This is a genomic window from Neofamilia massiliensis, assembly GCF_001299475.1.
Taxonomy (GTDB): Bacteria; Bacillota; Clostridia; order Tissierellales; family Peptoniphilaceae; genus Neofamilia; species Neofamilia massiliensis.
On record NZ_CYUJ01000002.1, the window covers coordinates 228,293 to 250,339 of the forward strand.

Genomic DNA, 22,047 nt, shown 5'->3' on the forward strand with positions numbered 1-22,047 from the left:
GTTAGCAGGTTTTTTTATGAAAATTTTCAAATTTTTAGTTTAAACAGTCTTTTAAATCTTCATCAACATCTCCAATTGGAGCGATATTGTAGTTTTCTACTAAATAGTCTAAAACATTTTTTGAAACAAAGGCTGGAAGAGTTGGTCCTAATTTAATATTTTTAATTCCTAAATAAAGAAGGGTTAGTAAGATACAAACTGCCTTTTGTTCATACCAAGACAGAACCATAGAAAGTGGTAGGTCGTTAACTCCACAGTCAAAGGCTTCAGCTAGGGCAAGGGCTATTTTAATGGCTCCAAAGGCGTCATTACATTGGCCAACGTCAAGAAGTCTTGGAATGCCGTTAATGTCTCCAAGGTCCAAGTCGTTAAAACGATACTTGCCACAGGCTACAGTTAAAATAACTGTGTCCTTTGGTGCTTTTTCAACAAAGTCAGTGTAGTAGTTTCTACCAGGTTTTGCTCCGTCACAACCACCAACTAGGAAGAAGTGAGAGATATTACCGCTTTTTACTTGGTCTACAATTTTATCAGCTAGACTAATAACAGTGTTGTGGCCAAAGCCTGTTGTAACAGTTTTTCCTCCATTAATTCCTGTAAAGCTTTGGTTTTCTTTATAACCGCCAAGTTCAAGGGCCTTATTAATTACAGGAGTGAAGTCCTTGTCTGGGCCGACGTGAACTAGGTCAGGGAAGGAAACAACTTCAGTTGTAAATACTCTGTCCTTGTAAGAAGTCTTTGGTGGCATTAGGCAGTTAGTTGTAAATAGAATTGGTCCAGGAATGTTGTCAAATTCTTTTTGTTGGTTTTGCCAAGCTGTTCCAAAATTTCCCTTTAGATGAGAATATTTTTTTAATTCAGGATAGCCGTGGGCTGGAAGCATTTCTCCGTGGGTGTAAATATTAATTCCCTTACCTTCAGTTTGGTCTAAAAGTAATTTTAGGTCATAAAGGTCGTGGCCAGTTACAACTATAAATGGTCCCTTTTCAACTTCTAATGAAACTTCATTTGGTTCAGGGTTGCCAAAGGTTTCTGTATTTGCTCTGTCAAGAAGTTCCATGCACTTTAGATTTATTTTTCCAACTTCTAATACTAGAGGTAGAAGTTCGTCCATGCCTAGACTTTCATCTCCTAAGGCAGCAAGGGCCTTGATAAAGAATTCGTCAACTTCATCATCTCTATAGTCTAAAACCATGGCGTGGTAAGCGTAGGCAGCCATACCTCTGATACCAAATAGAATTAAAGACTTTAAAGACCTAATATCTTCGTCTGTAGTCCATAGGTTTTTTAAATTGTAGTCTGAATACTTTCCAATAGTTTGGTCAGAAACATTAATAGCCTTAGTTTCTTCATGAATTTTTGCTGTAACTTCTGCTACAGTTTGGTCATTAAAGTTTACATTAGTAACTGTAGTGAAAAGTCCTTCTAAAATTAAATTATAAGTTTCCTTTCTTGCCTTACCAGTGTTAATAGCAGTTTGAGCAAGACCGATAAGAGCGCCTGTCAATTCATCTTGCAAGTTTGATACATCAGCAGTCTTTCCACAAACCCCCATGGCTCCTGTACAAGCATTTGAGCCAGCAGTTTGTTCACATTGAAAACAAAACATTTCCTTAGTCATTATTTACCTCCTAAAGTTTTTCTTTTAAATAACTTAGCTTTAGCATATAATTTATTTCAAGATAAGTAGGTTGTTATAACAACAAAAAATTAAAAAGGTGGAAAATTATGGAGCAGACAATTTTACAGGCAAAAATTTTTAAAGATATAAATGAAAGAGAAATAGAGGCCCTTCTTAAGTGTATAGATAATTATAGGAAGACTTTTGAAAAAGGTCAGATTATTTTTGGAGAAGGAGAGCCAACAGAATACATGGGCCTAGTAGTTACAGGTAGTGTCGTCATTGAAAGATCAGACCTTTGGGGTAACAATACAGTTTTAGGAATTGTTGGGGCCGGAGGAGTTTTTGCAGAGACCTATGCGATTTTGCCAGACGAGCCTTTAATGATTAACGTCTACGCCAACGAGCCTTGCGAAGTTTTATTTTTAAAAGCCAGGGACCTATTAACAACATGTGAAAAAGCCTGTAACTTTCACAACCAATTAATTATAAATTTAATTCAGCTGGCCTCTATGAAAAATTTAAACTTGTCTAGAAAAGTCCTTCACACTGGACCCAAGACTATAAGGGCTAGACTACTTTCATTTTTCTCCCAGTGGGTAAAAAAGGAAAAATCTCTTTCCTTTACTATTCCCTACAACCGCCAGCAAATGGCAGATTATTTATCAGTAGACAGGTCAGCTATGTCTAACGAACTTTCAAAAATGCAAGGGGAAGGGATAATAAGCTTTAAGAAAAATAAATTTAAGATTATCGATAAAAATATAGTTGACGATTTGTTGTAATAACAACAGAAAAATTTTCGAAGACCAGCTAAACTTAAATCAAGAAATAAAAAACTTGAAGGGAGAAAATTATGAATAGACAAGATAGAATTGATTTAATTAAATCCTATTTAAAGAGACTAGGAGCAGGCGAAGACTTAAAAGTTTTAAGAAAAGAATTTAGGAATAACTTTAAGGATGTTGACCCAAGTGAAATCTTAGCAGCAGAAGAAAGCCTAATAAAAGATGGAGCGCCAATAGAAGAATTACAAAAACTTTGTGATCTTCACTCAGCCCTTTTCCACGAAGAAGATGACGATGAAGTCAAGGGCCAAGAAGAAAGACAAAAGACCTTTGAAAATAAAGATGAAATTACTGCAGAGTTAATTAAGGAAGACTTTCATCCCCTAAATACCTTTGAGCGTGAAAATCAAGCCCTTAAAAAATTAATTGCTCAGGCCAAGGATGCATTTGAAAATGGAAAAGATTTTTATCCAATATTTGCAGAGATGAAAGATTTAAGTATCCACTATGCAAAAAAAGGCGACCTTCTCTATCCGCTTTTAGAAGCAGGCTACGATATAGTTGGCCCATCAAATGTTATGTGGACAGTTGATGGAGAAATAAGATCAGACATAAAAAGACTTCTTAGAAATAAAGACCAGGCCAACGACAATATAGAAGACTTTAAAGACCTCTTAAATAGAATAGAGGAGATGATCTTTAAAGAAGAAAAGATTTTATTTCCAAACTGTGCCGTAAACTTTACAGAAGACCAGTGGATTGGAATTTATAAGGACATGAAGGACTACGATCCAGCCTTTGGAGTAGAGGGAACTTGGGCCAAGGGAGAAGAAGCAATAGATGATACTAAATTAGATTTTGCAGGTGAAGAGGTCCACCTATCTGGAGGATCTTTAAAGATAAATGAATTAAACGCCCTTTTAAATACCATTCCAGCTGAAATAACCTTTGTAGACAAGGACAATATAAACAAATACTTTAATGACGGCGAAAAATTAATGAAGAGACCAAAGATGGCCCTAGGTAGAAATGTTATGACCTGCCATCCACCTAAGGTCCAAGTTATGGTAAATTCAATAATTGAAGACTTTAGAAATGGCCTTAGGAACAATGTGCCTGTTTGGATGGAAAAAGCTGGCAAGACTCTTTATATAAACTATATAGCTGTAAGAGATGAAGAAGGTCAATATGTAGGAACCTTAGAACTAGTTCAAGATATGACTTTTGCCAAAGACCACTTTAAAAACTGCTAGACATAGCAGTTTTTTTCTGTCCTAAAATAATTTTATTTGATAAAATAAGCCTAGGTGATCTTATGAAAAGAGACGACTTATTAAAAAGAGAGAAGTATAAAAGTGATCTGTCAGGGGCAGAGAGATTGGAAAAATATTTACAAGGAGAGCCTGTAGACCACCAACCACTTTATCTCCACTATCCAGACTATGCCCTAGCCAATGTTTTAGGATTTTCAACTAGAGACTTTGAAGAAGACTTTGAAGTTTTTGAAAGTGTTATGGTCTACAATGCCAGAGAATATTTTAGTCCCTGGGCCAATGTTAGGCTGTCCTTAAGGACCCTAGGCCAGGCAGCAGGTTCAGACCTAGTATTTCCAAAAAATGGCATTGACTATGTAAGTTCATATTTTTTAGAAGACTATGACAGACTTAAAAATTTAAAGGACTTAGATCCTTATAAGGACAAGGTTTTAAGTAGAATTTTATCTCGAGCCTACAAGTTAAAGGAGAGAAATCCAGACTTAAATGTGACAACAGGAGTAGCTGGGCCTTTAACAACAGCTGTTTCACTTAGGTCCTATGGCAAGTTAATGGAAGACTTAAAAACAAATTCGGAAAATTTAAAAAGTCTTTTAACTTGGTCTGTAGAAAACTCGCTCAAATGGATTGAAGTTTTTACTAGAGAACTTGGTCCAGGTCTAGTTAGCATTTCTGATCCAATGTCTTCTTTAGATGTTTTAGACTTGAAAGACTTTAAAAAGTTTTCCTATCCCTATTTAAAAACTTTAGTTGATGAGACGAAAAAAATTTCAAAGGAAAAAGCCTTTGTCCATATTTGCGGAAAGACCCAAGGCCTTTGGCCTGATCTTTTAGATTTAGACCTAGGTTACTTTAGTCTAGGCAACACAGAAGACCTAAAGGCAGGAGCGAAAATTCTTGGAGAAAAATTTATTCTAGTCGGAAACATTGATCCAATTAAAGTGCTAAGAGATGGAAATCAAGATGAAATTATCCATGCAGTAAAAACTTGTTTGGATTTTGGAGCTGAAGCCAAGTCAGGTTTTATTCTTGCACCAGGCTGCCAAGTTCATTTGGAAACAAGGGAAGAAAATCTTCTGGCCTTTAAAAATGCAGTTTTAAAATATGGAACTAAGGCCCAAAGAGGATTGAAACCTCAAGGTTTAGACAAAGAAAAAAGCAGGCTATAAAAAAAGTCTGCTTTTTATTTTTACTTTTATTGGGGACATTCCTTTAGGTTTGTCTCCATTATATTTTGACTTAGGTGACATTCCTTTAGGTTTGTCCCCATTGTTTTTTTATGAAATTAATACAAAGGCCCTAAAGCCTCTAGACTCAAAATATGAATCGGCCTTGTTGTAGTAGAAAAAAGTTCTGCCATAGTGTTTGTTTGCAAAAATTGCTCCGCCTTTATTTCTAAAGTCATCTTCAGTCTTTAACCAAGATGTGGTTTTAGTATCAAAGTCTTCGACTTCTTGCATAAGAGAATATATTTTTTCATCAACTAAGTCCACTTGCATGTCTTCACACATTTCTTCAACGGAAGAAAGGGCAGGGCGGACTTTTCTATTTTCCCTAGCAGCCTTGTCATAGCAAAGAGACCTTCTCCCTTCAGGACTTTCTTTGGAACTATCAATAAAATAAATACCATCTTCAAGAACAAAGACATCAGGTTGGCCGCCAGTATCTTCCATGCCAGCAACTTTTTCTATTAAACTTGGATCGTTAGAAAAATATTCTTCAACTAAATCCCAAGTTAAGGACCTGTGCCTTTGCATGTTGGTTTCAAATCTATTTTTAAGTGTCTCAAGTAAATTTTCTCTAGTCATTTTCTCATCTCCTAGGTCTAGTATAACAAAAAAATTTAAATTATTGTGAAATTGTGAAAATCTTTTAAAAGCTAAGTCTTAAGAATTTTTTTACAAGTTTTTCCAAGCAAGATAGGCCTTGATGTGCTATAATTATAAAGATATGAAAACTAAAATTATTAAGGTTAAGGATGACAATTTTAATATTTTATCTCAAGCTGTAGAAATTTTAGATCGTGGAGACCTAGTGGCCTTTCCAACTGAAACAGTTTACGGCCTAGGAGCTGACGGCCTAAATCCTCAGGCAGTTGAAAAAATTTTCCTAGCCAAGGGCAGGCCCCAAGACAATCCGCTGATTTTACACATAAGCGATTTTAGAATGCTAGAAGATTTATCTTCAGGGGATTTAACCAAGGCGAAAATCTTGGCAGAAAAATTTTGGCCAGGGCCAATGACCTTGGTCTTGAAAAAATCAAATTTAGTGCCAGACATTATTACTGGAGGCCTAGACACAGTTGCCCTAAGACTTCCTGCAAATGAAATTGCAAGAAACTTAATTAGAAAACTTGGCAGGCCAATTGCTGCTCCATCTGCAAATATTTCTGGCAGACCTTCGCCAACTGATGCAAGGACTACCTTTGAAGACTTAGATGGAAAGATTCCACTAATTATTGATGGCGGTAGTACAAGAGTTGGCCTTGAGTCTACAGTAATTGATCTTACAGAAGATGAGCCAGTAATTTTAAGACCAGGGGCTATAACCCTAGAAATGTTAAGAGAGATTTTTCCATCTAGCTCAATTGACTTGTCCCTAGTTAGTGCCGACCAAGTTCCAAAGTCACCTGGACAAAAGTACAAGCACTATGCACCTAAGGCTGAAGCCTATTTGTTAAAGGGATCCCTTTTAGAAAAAGTCAACAAGCTTTCTGACTTTATAAAAGAAAATTCTGATAAAAAAATTGGCATCATGGGATCTTCTCAACTTCTTAGCCTCTTTCAGGCTAGTCAAATTGAAGCCATTGACCTAGGACCTTGGGAGGACTTGGACCAAGTCGCCTCAAAAATTTTTAAGGGCCTTAGAGACCTTGATAGAAAAAATGTAGACATTATTGTTGTAGAAGCTTTTTCAGAAGCAGGCCTAGGCCTTGCAATTATGAACAGGCTAAAAAAATCTACTGGAAATAAATATTTATAGGAGATGAAAATGAAAATTTCAATTGGCAGTGACCACGCAGGTTTTGATCTTAAAGAACAATTAAAAAACTATTTAGAAGAAGAAGGCTATGAAGTTATTGACGAGGGATGCTATTCCCATGAGTCAGTTGACTATCCAGACTTTGGAAAAAAAGTTGGCAAGAGGGTAGCAGACAAAGAAGCTGACAGAGGCCTAGTTGTATGTGGGTCTGGAATTGGAATTTCCATTGCAGCCAACAAGGTTTCAGGAATTAGGTGTGCACTTGTCTCTGAACCACTTTCAGCAAGACTTGCTAGACAACACAACGACGCAAATGTTCTTGCCCTAGGCGGCAGGTTAACTGGCCTAGAAATGGCCAAAGAATGCCTAAAAGTTTTTTTACAAACAGACTTTGAAGGCGGCAGGCACCAAAGACGTATTGATAAATTAGTGTAAAGGAGTAAATTATGTCTAATGTAATAGTATTTGACCATCCCTTAATCCAACACAAACTTTCAATTTTAAGGGACAAGGAAACAACATCTAAAGAATTTAGAGAATTAGTTACAGAAATTTCAACTTTAATGGCCTATGAAGTAACAAGAGACCTTGAACTTGAAGATGTAGAAATCACTACAGCCATGGGAGAAACAATTACTACCAAGAAAATTTCAGGCAAGAAACTTGGTATAATTCCTATCCTAAGAGCAGGTCTTGGAATGGTTGATGGATTTTTAAATATTGTTCCAAATGCCAAGGTAGGCCACATTGGTTTGTACAGAGACCCAGAGACCCTAGAGCCAGTTGAATATTATTCAAAACTTCCAAAAGACGTTAAAGATAGAACCCTTTATTTAATTGACCCAATGCTAGCAACTGGAGGATCTTTAATTGCTGCCATTGACGTCTTAAAAAAAGCAGGTTGTAAAAATATTAAAAGTGTAAATATAATAGCTGTTCCTGAAGGAATAGAAAAAGTTAAGGCTGCCCACCCAGATGTAGATATTTATGTGGCAGCAGTTGACGACCACCTAAACGACCACGCCTATATTATTCCAGGTCTTGGAGATGCAGGAGACAGACTATTTGGTACTAAATAGAAATAAAGAAGGAATATGTTAACTTATTTAAAAATATTTATTTTTGCCTTTGCTTGCTCTTATCTTTTGACACCATTAGTTAAGGCGCTGGCAATAAAATTTGGAGCCATAGATGTTCCTAAGGACAATAGAAGAATGCACAAGGAGCCAATTCCTCTTTTAGGGGGCTTGGCTATTTATGGTGGATTTTTATTTGCGACCTTGCTCTTTATGAGACCTCTTTCTAAGGAAGTCCAAGCTATAATTTTTGGCTCAGCTGTAATTGTAGTTTCAGGTTACTTAGATGACACAAAAGGCCTTAGTCCTTCAATGAAAATTATCTTCCAACTAATTGCTGCCTTTATAGCAATTTATGGCGGCCTCTATGTAGATAGTTTTTCTAATCTCCTTGGAGAAAGGGGTTCCACTATTAGTCTTGGATTTTTAGGCTATCCATTTACTATTCTTTGGATTGTTGGAGTGACCAATGCAGTAAATTTAATTGACGGCATGGACGGACTTGCAGATGGAATTTCACTAATAGGTGCAATTTCACTTTCTATTACTTCCTTTTTATTTGGCAATGCCCAAGTGGGAACTATGTTTTTAATTTTAGCAGGAGCTTGTTTAGGTTTTTTGCCTTACAACTTCAACCCGGCAAAAATTTTTATGGGAGACACAGGAGCCCTATTACTTGGCTACTTGTTTTCTGTTTTAACTATAGAAGGAGTTATGAAAACTGCAGCGACAGTGGCTATAGTTGTTCCGATTTTAGTCCTAGCTGTTCCAATTTCTGACACTCTCTTTGCCATAGTTAGAAGGACTTTAAGCGGCCAGTCATTTGCAGTAGCAGACAAGGGCCACCTCCACCACAAAATTTTACAAAGAGGCTACACTGTTAAACAGACAGTTTTGATCCTCTACATTATGGCAGCAATTTTAGGTATGTTAGCAATATTAGTAAGCCTAATTGGAGGCTTGTATGGCAACCTCTTAGCCCTTGGAATTATAATTTTAATAATTGTTGCAGCCAAGAGGATAGGAATTTTTCAAACAGACGATAAAAACAAAGAACAAACAAAGGAGCGAAAATGAAAATAGCTTTAATTTTTGGAACTAGACCAGAGGCAATTAAAATGGCCCCAATAGTTAAAGAACTAAAAAGACAAGATGACATTGAAACTATAGTTTGTGTAACTGGCCAGCACAGGGAAATGTTGGACCAGGTTTTAGATGTATTTAATATTGAGCCAGACTACGACCTAGATATTTTTAAACCAGGCCAAAGTCTAACAGATATTACAGTAAATTCCCTTCAAGGAATTGAAAAAGTTTTAGAAAAAGAAAATCCAGATGTGCTTTTGGTCCAAGGAGATACGACCACAGTATTTTCTGGAGCCCTGGCTGCCTTTTACCAACAAATAAAAATTGGCCACGTTGAAGCAGGACTTAGAACTGGAAATATTTATTCACCATATCCAGAAGAGGCCAACAGAAAAATGGTAGGAACAATTACCAACTACCACTTCTGCCCAACAGATGCCAACAGACAAAACCTTTTAAAAGAAGGCTACAAAGACGAAGACATTTATATAACAGGTAACACTGTAATAGACGCCCTTAAATACACAGTTAAAGACGACTATGTCTTTGCAGATGAAAAATTAAACGCCCTTGACTATGAAAATGAAAAAATAATTTTACTAACTTCCCACAGAAGGGAAAATCTTGGCCAGCCGATGAAAAATATTTTCTCAGCTGTTAGAGATGAAATAAAAGATAGAAAAGATGTAAAAGTAGTCTTTCCAATCCACCTAAATCCAAAGGTTAGAGACATAGCTCATGAAGTATTTGACGGCATTGACCAAGTTATTTTCATTGAGCCACTAGACTACCTGCCATTTACAAATCTTATGAACAAGGTTTATTTAGTAATGACAGACTCAGGAGGAGTCCAAGAAGAGGCACCATCACTGGGAAAACCAATTTTAGTTTTGAGAAATGAAACTGAAAGAATGGAAGGCATCGAAGCAAACACAGCCCGTCTTGTAGGCACAGACTATGAAGTCATTAGAAAAAATCTAAGAGAACTATTAGACGACAAGTCCGCCTATGATCAGATGGCTCATGCTCAAAATCCTTATGGAGATGGAACAGCCGCCGAGCAAATTGTAAAAATATTAAAAGACCTAGCTGCTAAATAAGGCAGCTTTTTTCTTTTTTTGGGGACATTCCTTTAGGTGTGTCCCCATTTCTTGGGAAAATTTTAAATTCAACTTTAAAAACTTTTCTCACTTTGTTATATTATAAAGAGAATGGAGGACCTATGAGCATATTAGAAGTTACAAACTTAAACCACTCTTATGGTGGCAGAGATATATTAAAAGACGTAAACTTTAGACTTTTAAAAGGCGAACACGTTGGACTAATTGGACCTAACGGCGAAGGCAAGTCGTCTTTTTTAAATATAATTACAGGCAAACTTCAACCTGACCAAGGAGAAATTGAGTGGGCCAAGAGAGTTCGTGTAGGCTATCTTGACCAGCACACATCTTTAAAGGCAGACATGACTATCAGAGATGTTTTAAAAGATGCCTTCTCTTATCTTTACGATATTGAAAGTGAAATCAACGACATATATATGAAAATGGGAGACTTAGACCAAGATGATCTTGACAAAATGTTAGAAGAAGTTGGAACTCTGCAAGACTACTTAGACCACCACGACTTTTATTTAATTGATGCAAAAATTGACGAAGTCTCAAGGTCCATGGGAGTTGATAAACTTGGCCTAGACAATTTAGTAAATGAACTATCAGGCGGACAAAGGTCCAAGGTTTTGCTTTGTAAATTACTTTTAGAAAAGCCAGACATTTTACTTTTAGACGAGCCCACCAACTACCTAGACGAAGAGCATATTAATTGGCTAAAGAGATACTTGCAAGAATATGAAAACGCCTTTATCTTAATTTCCCACGACATTTCATTTTTAAATTCAGTAATAAATTTAATTTATCATTTGGAAAACAACGAACTTAATAGATATGTCGGAGACTATGACGAATTTAAAAGACTTCACGCCCAAAGACAAGCCCAACTTGAAGCGGCCTATAAAAAACAGCAGCAAGAAATTGCCGACCTTGAAGACTTTGTAGCTAGAAACAAGGCCAGGGTTGCAACGAGAAATATGGCCATGTCCCGCCAAAAGAAGTTAGACAAAATGGATCTCATTGAACTTCCCAAAGAAAAAGTCAGGGCGTCTTTTGACTTTAAAGACAAGGCAGCTCCAGGCAGATTAATTTTTGAAACCAAGGATTTGGTCATTGGTTACGACAAGCCACTAACACGCCCATTAAATCTTAGAATGGAAAGAGGCCAGCGAATTGCAGTTGTAGGAGAAAACGGCTTAGGAAAAACTACTTTTATAAAAACTATCTTAGGCTATATAGAAGAGCTTTCTGGAACTATTGAAAGGGGACAGAATATTGAAATAGGTTACTTTGAACAAGAAGACTTGTCAGATAACAACAGAACTTGCATAGAAGAAGTTTGGGAAGAATTTCCATCTTATAACCAGGCTCAAATTAGAGGCATGTTAGCCAAGTGCGGCTTGACAACTGATAACATTGAAAGCAAGGTCAAGGTCTTATCAGGTGGCGAACAAGCCAAGGTCCGTCTCTGTAAAATTATGAACAAGGAGACCAACATCCTTATGCTAGACGAGCCTACCAACCACTTAGACCCTGAGGCCAAAGAAGAATTAAAGAGGGCCTTGAGAGCCTACAAGGGCGGCATCTTTTTAATTTCTCACGAAAGAGATTTTTATGAAGACATAGCTACAGATATTTGGAGAATGGAAGATTTTAAAGAATAGTTGAATTAGAAATAGTGGAAGATTAATTTCTCCACTATTTTTTAAATGAATGGGTATAGTAACTTTAAGAAAAGAAAAAGGAGCAGTTATGGAAATTAAAAAAATTAAGGGAGCCCTTCCCTATGGATTTTCAAATATTGAAGGGACAGACAGATGGATTTATCAAGTTGACACAACAGTTGATTTTTATGACAACAATATGCTGGCCCAAATTGGCCAGGACCTTCTAGGATCAGAAATATTATTTATTTCCTTTCCTGAGGGCAAAATTTACAAGCCCTTTGAAAGGGAAAGGGGAATTTACTATGACAAGCCAGCCTACTTTAACGGAAGATTGTTTTTTATAAAAGTTGATTTCAATAAGAGGGAAGTTTTCTTATTAAAATATTTTGTAGAAGAAAATACATGCCAGGAACTTTTTACAGCAGCCATAGATGAAATAGACCTTTATAATTTAAACTTAGCCAAGTCGCCGATAATGCTTTACAGCCAAGGCCAAAGTGTCGAAATCTATTATCCTCAAAGACTAAGCCTAAAAAAAGAAGCCAACGAATCCTTTATAATGAGAAAAGATGATGACTTTTATTTTTATAGCTGGGTTGAAGAAGGACTAGAGAGGTCTGGATCCTTAGGTGAAGACTATAAATACTATGAAGAAATAATAATTAAAGACAAGAACTCAAAAGTTTTGAAAAAAGAAAAAGGCAATATTTTTCAAATGCCAAATGGAGACTACTGGGCCTTTACAGAAGAATAAAAAAACAAGGTGGAGGAAAAATCCTTCACCTTATTTTTATTCCATATCCAATTCTTTAAACTTCCTTATATAAAGGCGAGTCAAAGGGAAAAATATAATTTCATAAATTGTCTCTAAAAGAGTCATTGAAAAAGCCATATAAATAATTTGAGTCACTTCCATTACTCCCAAGAAGGCAAGCGATGCAAAAATTAAATTGTCAGCAAGCTGGCCGACCATAGTGGAGACAACCGCTCTTGAAAAGAGTGAAGATGATCCCTTGTCTTTCATCTTAGCCATAATTTTTACATTTAAAGTTCCACCAATAAGATAGGCAGTTAAACTTGCAAACAAAATTCTCGGAACATTGCCTAAGATAATTTCAAAAGCCTCTTGGATAATAGGGGCAGAAGCATAAGGCAGGGCAATTGCAATTTGACAGGCCAGGGCCACAATGAGATTTAGAAAAAAGCCCCAGTAGATCATTCGCTTTGCGGAAATGTATCCCCGAGTTTCTGTCTCAACATCTTGGGCAATAAAGGTCACTGGCTCAAAAATATAGGCAGCAGGCGCAGTTAAAAATCCAATTTTCCAAGTCTTAGTTGCTAAAATATTTTTCATAATTACTGCCACAGCATAAAAAGACCAAAGCATTAGCCTGTAATAAATTTTTTTCTCTTCCTTAGTTTTTAATTTTAATGAATCCATAATGAACCCCTATCTATTGTCTACTTTTTCTGGGTAGAGGTCGTGGTGCTTTAATCTTTCCCAGGCTAGGTGTTCCCACTTGGTGCCCTTCATTCCATAATTGCAATAAGGGTCAATGGAAATTCCGCCACGAGGAGTAAACTTGCCCCAGACTTCAATGTACTTTGGGTCCATTAGCTTAATTAAGTCCTTCATAATAATATTCATACAGTCTTCGTGAAAGTCTCCGTGATTTCTAAATGAAAAGAGATAGAGCTTTAAAGACTTAGACTCAACCATTTTTATATTTGGCACATAGGAAATATAAATTGTGGCAAAGTCTGGCTGGCCAGTAATAGGGCACAGAGATGTAAACTCTGGACAATTAAATTTTACAAAATAGTCATTGTCAAGGTGCTTGTTGTCAAAGGCCTCTAAAACATTTGGGTCATAATCTGTAGGATATTTAACCCCTTGGTTGCCAAGAAGGCTAAGGTCATCCTTTAATCTTTCTTCATTTCTCATAAATTCTCCTTCTGACTAAGAGCAAAGAAAAAAGAGATGCTTATTACATCTCTCTAGAAACCAAATTAACTACAAAAATGCCAAAAAACTTTTCGGCTCTTTGCTTTCTTTACAATTAGTCCCTAGTTTTATTTTACGATAGGATGGTTACGAACTATCGGTCCTTGCTATTATAAGTTAAATTAAAATGATATTCAAGGAGGGAAGATGAAAATTACAAAATCTTAAAGACACCGACATTTTAAAAGTTGACAATTGTGGTATAATAGTTCAAGTTATTAATTTAAAAAGGAGAATGTACCTTGGAAAATAAGGAAATTGTATATATAAGCGGCCACAGAAACCCTGACTCAGATTCAATTTGTGCTGCTATTGCCTATGCAGATTTAAAAAACAGACGAGGCAAGGTTGAAGCTGTACCAATTCGCCTAGGAGAATTATCTAGGGAGACAAAATTTATTTTAGATTACTTTGGCATCGAGCCGCCTCTTTTAAAAGAGACTATGAAACCTCAAGTCAAAGATTTAAATATCGATCCGCCTTATAGGATTGCGCCGTCAACAACCTTGAGCAAGGCTCTTAACATAATTAAAAACGAAAAGATTTCAGCCTTACAAGTAGTTGATGAAAGCGACCAGCTTCTAGGAATAATTACCCTATCAAATTTAACAGACGGCTATATGGATATTTGGGACGACAATATTTTAGGAAGATCTGAAGCCACAATTGACAACATAGTTGAAGTCATGCGAGGAGAAATTCTCTATCAACCAGAAGACCCAAGGCCCTTAGACGGAAGAATGGCAGTTTATGCCATGGAACAAGCCAAGGACAACATTGATGAAGCTGACATAGTAATTGTCGGCAACAGAGAAGACGCCCAAAGAGATGCCATTCTTAAAAATGTTTCGGTTTTAATTTTAACAGTAGGCTCTCACATCTCCAAAGAAAACATTGAACTTGCAAAAAAACACGGAGTGACAATACTGACAACAGAGCTAGATTCATTTTTAGCAGCCAGGTTACTTCCACTTGCAGTTCCAGTTTCTTATGTAATGACAAAAACAGACCTAGTAGAATTTAAAATAGATGACTTTGTCGACGACATAGAAAACATAATGGGAAACACCAGGTACAGGTCCTATCCAATTATCGACCACAAAAACCAAGTTGTCGGATCAATATCCAGATACCACTTGCTTTCAAATAAGAAAAAGCCACTGATTTTAGTTGACCACAACGAGAGAAACCAATCAGTGCCAGACTTGGAATACGCAGAGATCATAGAAATAATCGACCACCACAGGGTGGCAAATGTTTCAACCTCACAGCCAATATTTTTTAGAAATATTCCAGTAGGATCAACATCTACAATAATATCCATGATGTACTTTGAACAAGGAGTTTCACCAGCAAAAGAAATAGCAGGCATCCTCTGCGGAGCAATAATATCAGACACCCTTCTTCTACGTTCACCAACAACAACAGATGAAGACAGAAGAATGTTAGACAGGATGGCAAAAATTGCAGGCATAGACATAGAAGACTTTGCAACTCAAATGTTTAGGGCAGGAACTTCCCTTGAAGGAAAAACCCCAAAAGAACTTCTGTCCCAAGACACAAAGGACTTTAACATCGAAGGCGAAAAAGTAAAAGTCGCCCAAGTCTTTACCATGGACAAGGACAACCTAGGCACAATAGAAGCAGACCTAATAGCAGAAATGAAAGAAGCAGTAGACCAAAAAGAAGTCTCAACCTATCTATTATTATTTACAGACATCCTAGAAGAATCATCAGAAATAATAGTAGTAGGCTATTACAAAGAACAAATCGCCTCAGCATTTGGCGCAAAATTAAAAAACAACTCCTTTACAGCCCCAGGAGTTTTATCTAGGAAAAAACAAGTAATCCCAACCCTGACCAAAGCTTTAGCAGCAAACGGCCAAGGAGCGTAGAAAAATAAGACGTCGCGATGGCGTCTTTTTTTAGTTTTGGGATATTGTAAGTGGGCCTTATATAAGGTAAGATAAAGTTAAATCTTTATTAGAAAAACAGAATTTAAATAATTAGTGCAAGTAAGAAAAAATATTTTCAGGAGATTTAAATGAGTAAATGGAAAGAAACTTCAAAGATTGATGCCCATATCCATCTGACACCAGATGATGTTATAGAAGCAAATAGTGATTTTGATGGAAAGTTTATTGTAAATGGATCCGCTAAAGACTATTTAAATCTTATGGAGAAATATAAAATTGAAAAAGCCTTCATTATGCCATTTAATGATCCATATATGCTTTCAATGGAATTTACAATTGAAGCAGTTCATAACAACTTGCTAAAAATAGCCAAGGAATATGAAGGAAAATTCCTATGCTTTGCTGATATAGACATTAGAAGAGATATTTTTGAAACGTTAAATGAATTTGACCGTGTTTTTAAAAATGAAAACTTTATTGGCATTAAAATTCACCCAACAAATACAGGCTATCCAATAGATGGACTTTATTATGATAAGATTTTCGAATATGCAGAAAAGAATAATCTTCTTTTAGAAATTCATTCATACCCAAGAGAATCCCTATTAGATGATGTATGTTCGCCACTAAGAATAAAAAAGATGTTAAGGAAATATCCAAATGCAAGAGTTTCAATAGCCCATCTAGGAGGATTTCAGTTTAATGAATTGATTGGCAGCGATATTTATGCAAATATTTCTGCAGTACTTCCAGATTTAGTTAAGCGACTTGGTTTAAAACAAACAAACAATATTCTACGATCATTTGGAGTCGAAAGACTGATTTTTGCAACTGATTATCCAGATAATAGGATATTAAAAGCAGAAGAAATATATGATAGCTATTTTGAGATTCTAGATAGTATGGATTTTAGTCAGGAAGAAATCATGAAAATCTGTAAGACAAATGCATTAAAGATGATAGGGAAATGATTAAAATTTAATGTTTGCTGATTATATTGGCAGAACATCTATAGAGCGTGAAACTGGATATACAATAAAAGTTACAAAAAGATAAAAGAATAAATGAGGTGTTTGAATATGGCGAAAATAAAAAATATCGCAACTATTATAATTATAATGTTGATGTTGGTAGGATGTAATGCAACTGAGAAAGATCAATTGAGAGTATATTCATTTGAAGGGGAAAATGAAAACTTTACAGTCTCTAATGGTATTATTATTTTGCATGATTCAGAAGAAATCTTTGATGGGGGCAAACTAAATACAACAGATAATTTTTTCAAAAATATAATATCATATACAACGACATTTTATACTGCTTCTGATAAAGGCAAGGAAGTTATTATGAAAAATAGTGTAGAAGATATGACTGGAGAAGCACTTAATGCTCCAAATGCTTTAGGTGGAATATCAGGAAATAGCATAATAAATTCAAAAGATGATTTAAACAATAATCTGTATTTTGAACTTGTTACAAAAGACAAAGATAACAATGAAAAAAGTTATCAAATACAATTGATTTTATCGGAAATAACAAAAAATGATAGCATTGAGTAAAGGACAAATACTTATTAAAGCATAAATAATTTTTATAGAAAAAAACAAGTAATCCCAACCTTGACCAAAGCTTTAGCAGCAAAGAGCCAAGGAGCATAGAAAAAATAAGACGTCGTGATGGCGTCTTTTTTTAATTTTGGGATATTGTAAATGGATGTTTTATAAGGTAAGATAAAAATAAGTTAAATAGAAAATTGAAGCAGAGATTAGAAATTATGTGAGGAATAAAATGAAATTTACAGCAGAAAATTTCGAACTAAAAGATGGAAGAGTTTGCATAGTTCGAGAGATTGAAGTTAAGGACGCTGCAGAAACAGTTGAATATTTAAAAACCATTATGGGAGAATCTGATTTTTTAAATTCTTATCCAGAAGAAATAACTATGTCTGCTGAAGACGAAGCAAAAATGATAAAGGCTTTTAATGATTCAGATGATATCCTTATGCTTGTTGTTGAAATGGACGGAAGACTTATAGCAAATGGAACTCTTGAAAGACTAAGAAAAAAGAAGATGCGCCATAGAGGTAATATTGCTGTCGCTGTCTTGAAAGAATTTTGGAATTTGGGAATAGGAAAAAAGATACTTCTTTGTCTAGAAGCATATGCAAAGGAATTGGGAGTCTCTCAGCTTGAGCTAGATTATTACTCAGGCAATGAAAGAGGCAGGGCTCTCTATGATAAAATGGGTTATATTCAAGTAGGCCAAAGTCCTAATGCCATAATTTTAAAAGACGGAAGATCATATAGCGATATAACAATGGTGAAGAGTATTTAAAAAACTAATTGAAAAAATTCAATATCACATTAAAGACTAGGATCAAAACCCTCCTAGTCTTTTTCATTTGCTCTTTCCTCTTATAATTTAATAAAACTATTTAATATGGGTATAAATAAAAGTATGAGAGGTGTCTTATGGAAAAAGGAAAAAATTTATTTGTAAACTATTTTAAAAGTAAAGAGAAAACTAAGGATGACCTGATGTTAGGTCCGGAGTTTGAACATATTATTGTTGACAGAAAGACTTATAAGTCTGTTTCTTATTATGGGGACAGAGGAGTTGAGTACATTTTTAAGCGTCTTGTGGATGCTGGTTTTGTTCCTGAGTATGAGGGAGACCATATTTTAGGTCTGGACCTTGATGATTTAAATATTGCAACTGAACCTGGTGGCCAAGTTGAACTTTCTATTGACAAAAAAGCCACTGTTATGGATATTGAAAAGTCTTATAAGAGATTTTTCTCCATTCTTCTTCCGATTTTAGATGAGGAAGATTATGACATTTTAGCAATTGCCTACCACCCTGTTACAAAAATTGACGAGATTAAACTTTTGCCTAAGAGCAGGTACGATTCTATGTTTGAATATTTTAAAAACCATGGAACAATGTCTCACAATATGATGAAGGGAACTGCTGGCTTACAACTTTCTATTGACTATGTTTCTGAAGATGATTTTAAGAAGAAGTTTTTCTTAGCCAATGTCCTTACAAATATTTTGTATTCAATTTTTGACAATGGCTATTTCTTTGAAGGGAAGCCAACCCACCACAACATCAGGGCTTTGATTTGGGAAAATACAGATCCAGCAAGGTCAGGGATTGCAAAAAATGTCTTTGAAAATAATTCTTATGAAGGCTATGCTGAGTATTTACTAAAGACTCCAGCAATTTTTGCCTACGTTGATGGAAAACTTCAAGCTGTTGGCGATAGACTTATTGGAGAATTTTTAGATGACAAGTCAACTAAAGAAGAAATTGAACATCTAATGACCATGGTCTTTCCAGATGTTAGACAAAAGGGCTATATTGAAATTAGAATTATGGACGCTGTTCCTTATCCTTATAATATGGCAGTCTTTGCCTTGATCAAGGGAATTTTTTATAATCAAATGAACTTAGATGCTCTGTACCAGCTTTTTGCCGATGTCAACTATGAAGATATGGAAAGAGTTAGGAAGGACATGTACACCCACGGCAACGAAACTATTTTTATGGAAAGGTCATTAAAGGCCTGGTCTTTAGCCTTAATTGATATGGCAAAAGACGGCTTGAGTGACGAAGAGGGAAAATATTTAGATCCTCTTAAGGACTTTATTATGACTGAGTCTAGTTTCTATGACAAGACTGAAAAACTTTATAAGGAAACAGGAGATGTAAAAAAAGCTGTGTCCTTTAATAAAATATCAATTGACTAAGAGATGGAGGAAAAATGCACGCAAGTAAAATAATTAATGAATACATTGACCTAATTAAGTCAGACCCAGAAAAATACTACAAGGACTTTTTAGTGACCAAGGAAATGGTAAAGAACTCTACAGCCTATTACAAGGGCCTGCCAGTTCCCTTTACCTACCAACCATTTTTTATAGATTCTCATGACGAGGAAAATTTTCAATATATTTTAGACATGATTCTTGGAATTTCAAAAAAGGTGACCAAGGAATATATTGCAAATCCAGAATACAGAAAGCTCTTTGGCTTTCCAAAGTTTATTGAAGACATGATCTTAGTTGACAATGGCTATGGAGTTGAAATTCCCATGGGCAGGTTTGATATTTTCTACGACAGCAGGGACAACTTTAAGTTTTGTGAAATAAATACTGACGGCTCTTCTGCCATGAACGAAGACATGGTTATAGGAAAAATTTTAAGCCAGTCTAAGGGGCTAAAGGATTTCTCAAAGACTTATAATCTTTCAACCTATGAACTTTTTGATTCTTGGGTTGCTGAATGTCTAGAACTTTATTCTAAATACGATCCTGATAACAAAAATCCAAATGTTGCCATTATGGACGTTATGGAGTCAGCTTCATCAAATGAGTTTAAAGAATTTAAAAGGGCCTTTGAAAGGGCTGGTTTAAACTGCGAAATTGTCGATGTTAGAAATTTAGAATACAGAGATGGCGCCCTTTACCATGAAGACTATAAAATCGACTTGATCTACAGAAGGCTGGTAACCTTTGAACTTATTAATTACAAGGATGAGTGCCAGGCCTTTATTGACGCCTACATGGACCAAAAGGTTTGTACCATTGGCTCAATTCAGTCTCAAGTTGTTCACAACAAGATCTTCTTTAAGATTTTATTTGACGAAGAGACCAAGGCTTTGTTAACTGACGAAGAAAATGATTTTGTCAAAAACCACATTCCTTATACGGGAATTTTAGGCGGTGATCGTAATGTTTTAGAAAAACTTAAAAAAGATAAGGATGCCTATATTATTAAGCCAATGGATAGAAATGCCTCAACTGGTGTCTATGTTGGCCTAGACCTTAGCCAGGAAGAATGGGAAAAAAATATTGAAAGAGACTTTGATCAGGACTTTATCTACCAAGACTTTGTAGACGATATGGACATTCCATTTATATTTTTTGACGAAGACGGAAAGCCTTATGTAAAAGAACTAATGAACACAACTGGAATTTTTGCTTATAACGAAAAGTTTGCTGGCCTTTATACTAGACTTGGTGACGAAAATATTATCTCTGGCCTAACTGACTACATTACTGGGCCAACAGTTTTAGCAGTTAAAAGGGACATGGACGACATCCTTCCAAGGATTAACGAACTAGCTAAAATCGCTAAGGAAAGACAGCTTACTGCTGAAGAAACCTTAGAGAGAGAAGACCTTAGAAAAGAATATATTTTTAGATTTAGGTCAGGTTTTAAATCTTCAATGAAAAACGTAAAAGTTGTGGACGAGGAAGGCACAGATGTGACCCCACAAAAACTAAAGGACTTAAAAGATAAATGATAAGTGATAAAATTTTGGCCCTAGCAGTTGGAAAAAATCCCAACTACAATGACACAATAATTAGAACTAGGCTAGGGTCTGTTGCTGGCCTTATTGGCATATTTTTAAATTTAGCCTTAACTGCCTTTAAGGCCACAATTGGTTTAGTAACTGGGTCTCTTTCAGTTTTTGCAGACGCCATGAACAATCTTACAGACACCCTTTCTTCAATTGTTTCCCTTGTAGGCATAAGAATGTCAGCCAAGGCCAAGGACGAAGACCACCCCTACGGCCACGGACGTATTGAATATGTGGCGACACTAATAGTTTCTCTTGGCGTTATTTTTGTTGGAGCTAGTTTATTTAAAAGTTCAATTGAGGGAATAATTAATCCCAAAGCTTTAAAGACAAATTTTATTGGACTTGTAGTTTTAATTCTTTCAATTGCAGTTAAGTATTGGATGTTTATCTTCTACAAAAAAGTTGGCAAGAAAATCAATTCAACAACCTTTATTGCAACTTCTGTAGATTCTCTAGGAGATGTTTTAGTTACTAGTTTAGTTTTAGTTTCCTACATTTTATCTAAGTTTTTAAGTTTTCCAATAGATGCAATTGGCGGAGCAGTAGTTTCAGTTTTTATTTTAAAATCTGGCTACGACCTAGTTAAAGATACAATTTCAGACCTAGTTGGCCGTGGACCTAATGAAGAATTTATCTCAGCCATTGACGAAATTTTTTCAAATAGAAAGTACATTCAGTCTACCCACGACCTGCAAGTCTATGACTTTGGCCACGGAAATTCTTTTGCAACAATTGACGTCGTTGTAGACAGGGACTCTGACATTGTCAGCCTCCACAGGATTTTTACAGAAATTGAACACGAGGTCTTAGACCGTTTTGGAATTCTCCTTACCATTCACATGGACGTCGATGTTGTTGAAGGTGTAGAAGACAAAAAACTTTGCAGGCTTTTAGATGAATTTTGTAAAATCGACGAGGCCGCAGTTTCCTATCACGACCCAGCAGTTTTAAAAAGAGATGGCAGGACCCATGTCCTTGCTCATCTAGTTGTCGATGGAGAAAAAATCGTCTCCTTAGAAGAAGAACATGCAAAAATTAAAAAATTACAAGACTTTTTGGACCAAGACTTTAAAGATTCAGAATACAATATTATTTTAGACAGACACTACGCCAGCTAAAATTTGTTTATAAAAATTTTCTTAAAGAAGCCTTAAA

At 35.7% G+C, this 22,047-nt stretch carries 21 protein-coding genes; 17 read left to right on the forward strand and 4 right to left on the reverse strand.

Annotated features, from left to right (window positions below; translation table 11 throughout):
• Window positions 1-34: 34 nt before the first annotated feature.
• Window positions 35-1,621, reverse strand: coding sequence for a hydroxylamine reductase (gene hcp / locus BN2667_RS01025; protein WP_202903549.1), 1,587 nt, complete (start codon window positions 1,619-1,621; stop codon window positions 35-37).
• Window positions 1,622-1,728: 107 nt separating this feature from the next.
• Here hcp and BN2667_RS01030 point away from each other — a divergent pair, with 107 nt between their 5' ends.
• From BN2667_RS01030 to BN2667_RS01040, 3 genes are all read left to right on the forward strand, one after another.
• Window positions 1,729-2,406, forward strand: coding sequence for a Crp/Fnr family transcriptional regulator (locus BN2667_RS01030; RefSeq protein ID WP_054251488.1), 678 nt, complete (start codon window positions 1,729-1,731; stop codon window positions 2,404-2,406).
• Between the two features lie 71 nt (window positions 2,407-2,477).
• Window positions 2,478-3,662 (forward strand): DUF438 domain-containing protein, encoded by a 1,185-nt coding sequence (locus BN2667_RS01035; protein ID WP_054251489.1) that lies wholly within the window; start codon window positions 2,478-2,480, stop codon window positions 3,660-3,662.
• Between the two features lie 62 nt (window positions 3,663-3,724).
• Window positions 3,725-4,852 carry a uroporphyrinogen decarboxylase family protein gene (locus BN2667_RS01040; protein WP_054251490.1) on the forward strand — a complete coding sequence of 376 codons (1,128 nt, stop codon included), beginning with the start codon at window positions 3,725-3,727 and terminating at the stop codon, window positions 4,850-4,852.
• 108 nt (window positions 4,853-4,960) lie between these two features.
• On the opposite strand, the gene BN2667_RS01045 is transcribed toward BN2667_RS01040, so the two are convergent.
• Window positions 4,961-5,491, reverse strand: a complete 531-nt coding sequence (locus BN2667_RS01045; protein ID WP_054251491.1) for a DUF4256 domain-containing protein — start codon at window positions 5,489-5,491, stop codon at window positions 4,961-4,963.
• Window positions 5,492-5,633: 142 nt separating this feature from the next.
• Here BN2667_RS01045 and BN2667_RS01050 point away from each other — a divergent pair, with 142 nt between their 5' ends.
• From BN2667_RS01050 to BN2667_RS01080, 7 genes are all read left to right on the forward strand, one after another.
• Window positions 5,634-6,665, forward strand: coding sequence for an L-threonylcarbamoyladenylate synthase (locus BN2667_RS01050; protein WP_054252137.1), 1,032 nt, complete (start codon window positions 5,634-5,636; stop codon window positions 6,663-6,665).
• 9 nt (window positions 6,666-6,674) lie between these two features.
• Window positions 6,675-7,100 carry a ribose 5-phosphate isomerase B gene (rpiB, locus tag BN2667_RS01055; RefSeq protein WP_054251492.1) on the forward strand — a complete coding sequence of 142 codons (426 nt, stop codon included), beginning with the start codon at window positions 6,675-6,677 and terminating at the stop codon, window positions 7,098-7,100.
• An 11-nt stretch (window positions 7,101-7,111) separates the two neighbouring features.
• Window positions 7,112-7,744, forward strand: a complete 633-nt coding sequence (upp, locus tag BN2667_RS01060; RefSeq protein ID WP_054251493.1) for a uracil phosphoribosyltransferase — start codon at window positions 7,112-7,114, stop codon at window positions 7,742-7,744.
• A 15-nt stretch (window positions 7,745-7,759) separates the two neighbouring features.
• Window positions 7,760-8,818 carry a glycosyltransferase family 4 protein gene (locus tag BN2667_RS01065; RefSeq protein WP_054251494.1) on the forward strand — a complete coding sequence of 353 codons (1,059 nt, stop codon included), beginning with the start codon at window positions 7,760-7,762 and terminating at the stop codon, window positions 8,816-8,818.
• Window positions 8,815-9,927 (forward strand): non-hydrolyzing UDP-N-acetylglucosamine 2-epimerase, encoded by a 1,113-nt coding sequence (gene wecB / locus BN2667_RS01070; protein ID WP_054251495.1) that lies wholly within the window; start codon window positions 8,815-8,817, stop codon window positions 9,925-9,927. Before BN2667_RS01065 ends, wecB begins: the two co-directional genes overlap by 4 nt.
• Before the next feature lie 122 nt (window positions 9,928-10,049).
• Entirely contained in the window at window positions 10,050-11,597 is a 1,548-nt protein-coding gene (locus BN2667_RS01075; protein WP_054251496.1) for an ABC-F family ATP-binding cassette domain-containing protein, read from the forward strand.
• 88 nt (window positions 11,598-11,685) lie between these two features.
• Window positions 11,686-12,354, forward strand: a complete 669-nt coding sequence (locus BN2667_RS01080; RefSeq protein ID WP_154865133.1) for a hypothetical protein — start codon at window positions 11,686-11,688, stop codon at window positions 12,352-12,354.
• Between the two features lie 36 nt (window positions 12,355-12,390).
• Here BN2667_RS01080 and BN2667_RS01085 read toward each other — a convergent pair whose 3' ends face one another.
• Window positions 12,391-13,041 carry a queuosine precursor transporter gene (locus BN2667_RS01085; protein WP_054251498.1) on the reverse strand — a complete coding sequence of 217 codons (651 nt, stop codon included), beginning with the start codon at window positions 13,039-13,041 and terminating at the stop codon, window positions 12,391-12,393.
• Window positions 13,042-13,050: 9 nt separating this feature from the next.
• A complete protein-coding gene (gene queF, locus BN2667_RS01090; protein ID WP_054251499.1) occupies window positions 13,051-13,545 on the reverse strand; it encodes a preQ(1) synthase in 495 nt (164 codons plus the stop codon).
• Window positions 13,546-13,847: 302 nt separating this feature from the next.
• On the opposite strand from queF, the gene BN2667_RS01095 reads away from it, so the two are divergent.
• From BN2667_RS01095 to BN2667_RS01125, 7 genes are all read left to right on the forward strand, one after another.
• Window positions 13,848-15,500: a putative manganese-dependent inorganic diphosphatase gene (locus BN2667_RS01095; protein WP_054251500.1), complete on the forward strand. Its 1,653-nt coding sequence runs from the start codon at window positions 13,848-13,850 to the stop codon at window positions 15,498-15,500.
• 149 nt (window positions 15,501-15,649) lie between these two features.
• Window positions 15,650-16,492 (forward strand): amidohydrolase family protein, encoded by an 843-nt coding sequence (locus BN2667_RS01100; protein WP_054251501.1) that lies wholly within the window; start codon window positions 15,650-15,652, stop codon window positions 16,490-16,492.
• Window positions 16,493-16,600: 108 nt separating this feature from the next.
• Complete coding sequence (locus BN2667_RS01105) at window positions 16,601-17,080, forward strand: hypothetical protein (protein ID WP_054251502.1); 480 nt, start codon at window positions 16,601-16,603, stop codon at window positions 17,078-17,080.
• A 229-nt stretch (window positions 17,081-17,309) separates the two neighbouring features.
• The gene (locus BN2667_RS01110) at window positions 17,310-17,855 is read left to right on the forward strand and encodes a GNAT family N-acetyltransferase (protein ID WP_054251503.1); all 546 of its coding nucleotides are present in this window, start codon (window positions 17,310-17,312) and stop codon (window positions 17,853-17,855) included.
• A gap of 137 nt (window positions 17,856-17,992) precedes the next feature.
• Window positions 17,993-19,273 carry a glutamate--cysteine ligase gene (locus BN2667_RS01115; RefSeq protein WP_054251504.1) on the forward strand — a complete coding sequence of 427 codons (1,281 nt, stop codon included), beginning with the start codon at window positions 17,993-17,995 and terminating at the stop codon, window positions 19,271-19,273.
• Window positions 19,274-19,287: 14 nt separating this feature from the next.
• A complete protein-coding gene (locus BN2667_RS01120; protein WP_054251505.1) occupies window positions 19,288-20,832 on the forward strand; it encodes a DUF896 domain-containing protein in 1,545 nt (514 codons plus the stop codon).
• Window positions 20,829-22,010 (forward strand): cation diffusion facilitator family transporter, encoded by a 1,182-nt coding sequence (locus BN2667_RS01125; protein WP_054251506.1) that lies wholly within the window; start codon window positions 20,829-20,831, stop codon window positions 22,008-22,010. Before BN2667_RS01120 ends, BN2667_RS01125 begins: the two co-directional genes overlap by 4 nt.
• The last annotated feature ends 37 nt before the right edge of the window (window positions 22,011-22,047 follow it).

Bases quoted from the DNA above. Each gene is read 5' to 3' on its own strand.
- hcp (WP_202903549.1), bottom strand. From the start codon at position 1,621: ATGACTAAGGAAATGTTTTGTTTTCAATGTGAACAAACTGCTGGCTCA.
- BN2667_RS01030 (WP_054251488.1), top strand. From the start codon at position 1,729: ATGGAGCAGACAATTTTACAGGCAAAAATTTTTAAAGATATAAATGAA.
- BN2667_RS01035 (WP_054251489.1), top strand. From the start codon at position 2,478: ATGAATAGACAAGATAGAATTGATTTAATTAAATCCTATTTAAAGAGA.
- BN2667_RS01040 (WP_054251490.1), top strand. From the start codon at position 3,725: ATGAAAAGAGACGACTTATTAAAAAGAGAGAAGTATAAAAGTGATCTG.
- BN2667_RS01045 (WP_054251491.1), bottom strand. From the start codon at position 5,491: ATGACTAGAGAAAATTTACTTGAGACACTTAAAAATAGATTTGAAACC.
- BN2667_RS01050 (WP_054252137.1), top strand. From the start codon at position 5,634: ATGAAAACTAAAATTATTAAGGTTAAGGATGACAATTTTAATATTTTA.
- rpiB (WP_054251492.1), top strand. From the start codon at position 6,675: ATGAAAATTTCAATTGGCAGTGACCACGCAGGTTTTGATCTTAAAGAA.
- upp (WP_054251493.1), top strand. From the start codon at position 7,112: ATGTCTAATGTAATAGTATTTGACCATCCCTTAATCCAACACAAACTT.
- BN2667_RS01065 (WP_054251494.1), top strand. From the start codon at position 7,760: ATGTTAACTTATTTAAAAATATTTATTTTTGCCTTTGCTTGCTCTTAT.
- wecB (WP_054251495.1), top strand. From the start codon at position 8,815: ATGAAAATAGCTTTAATTTTTGGAACTAGACCAGAGGCAATTAAAATG.
- BN2667_RS01075 (WP_054251496.1), top strand. From the start codon at position 10,050: ATGAGCATATTAGAAGTTACAAACTTAAACCACTCTTATGGTGGCAGA.
- BN2667_RS01080 (WP_154865133.1), top strand. From the start codon at position 11,686: ATGGAAATTAAAAAAATTAAGGGAGCCCTTCCCTATGGATTTTCAAAT.
- BN2667_RS01085 (WP_054251498.1), bottom strand. From the start codon at position 13,041: ATGGATTCATTAAAATTAAAAACTAAGGAAGAGAAAAAAATTTATTAC.
- queF (WP_054251499.1), bottom strand. From the start codon at position 13,545: ATGAGAAATGAAGAAAGATTAAAGGATGACCTTAGCCTTCTTGGCAAC.
- BN2667_RS01100 (WP_054251501.1), top strand. From the start codon at position 15,650: ATGAGTAAATGGAAAGAAACTTCAAAGATTGATGCCCATATCCATCTG.
- BN2667_RS01105 (WP_054251502.1), top strand. From the start codon at position 16,601: ATGGCGAAAATAAAAAATATCGCAACTATTATAATTATAATGTTGATG.
- BN2667_RS01110 (WP_054251503.1), top strand. From the start codon at position 17,310: ATGAAATTTACAGCAGAAAATTTCGAACTAAAAGATGGAAGAGTTTGC.
- BN2667_RS01115 (WP_054251504.1), top strand. From the start codon at position 17,993: ATGGAAAAAGGAAAAAATTTATTTGTAAACTATTTTAAAAGTAAAGAG.
- BN2667_RS01120 (WP_054251505.1), top strand. From the start codon at position 19,288: ATGCACGCAAGTAAAATAATTAATGAATACATTGACCTAATTAAGTCA.
- BN2667_RS01125 (WP_054251506.1), top strand. From the start codon at position 20,829: ATGATAAGTGATAAAATTTTGGCCCTAGCAGTTGGAAAAAATCCCAAC.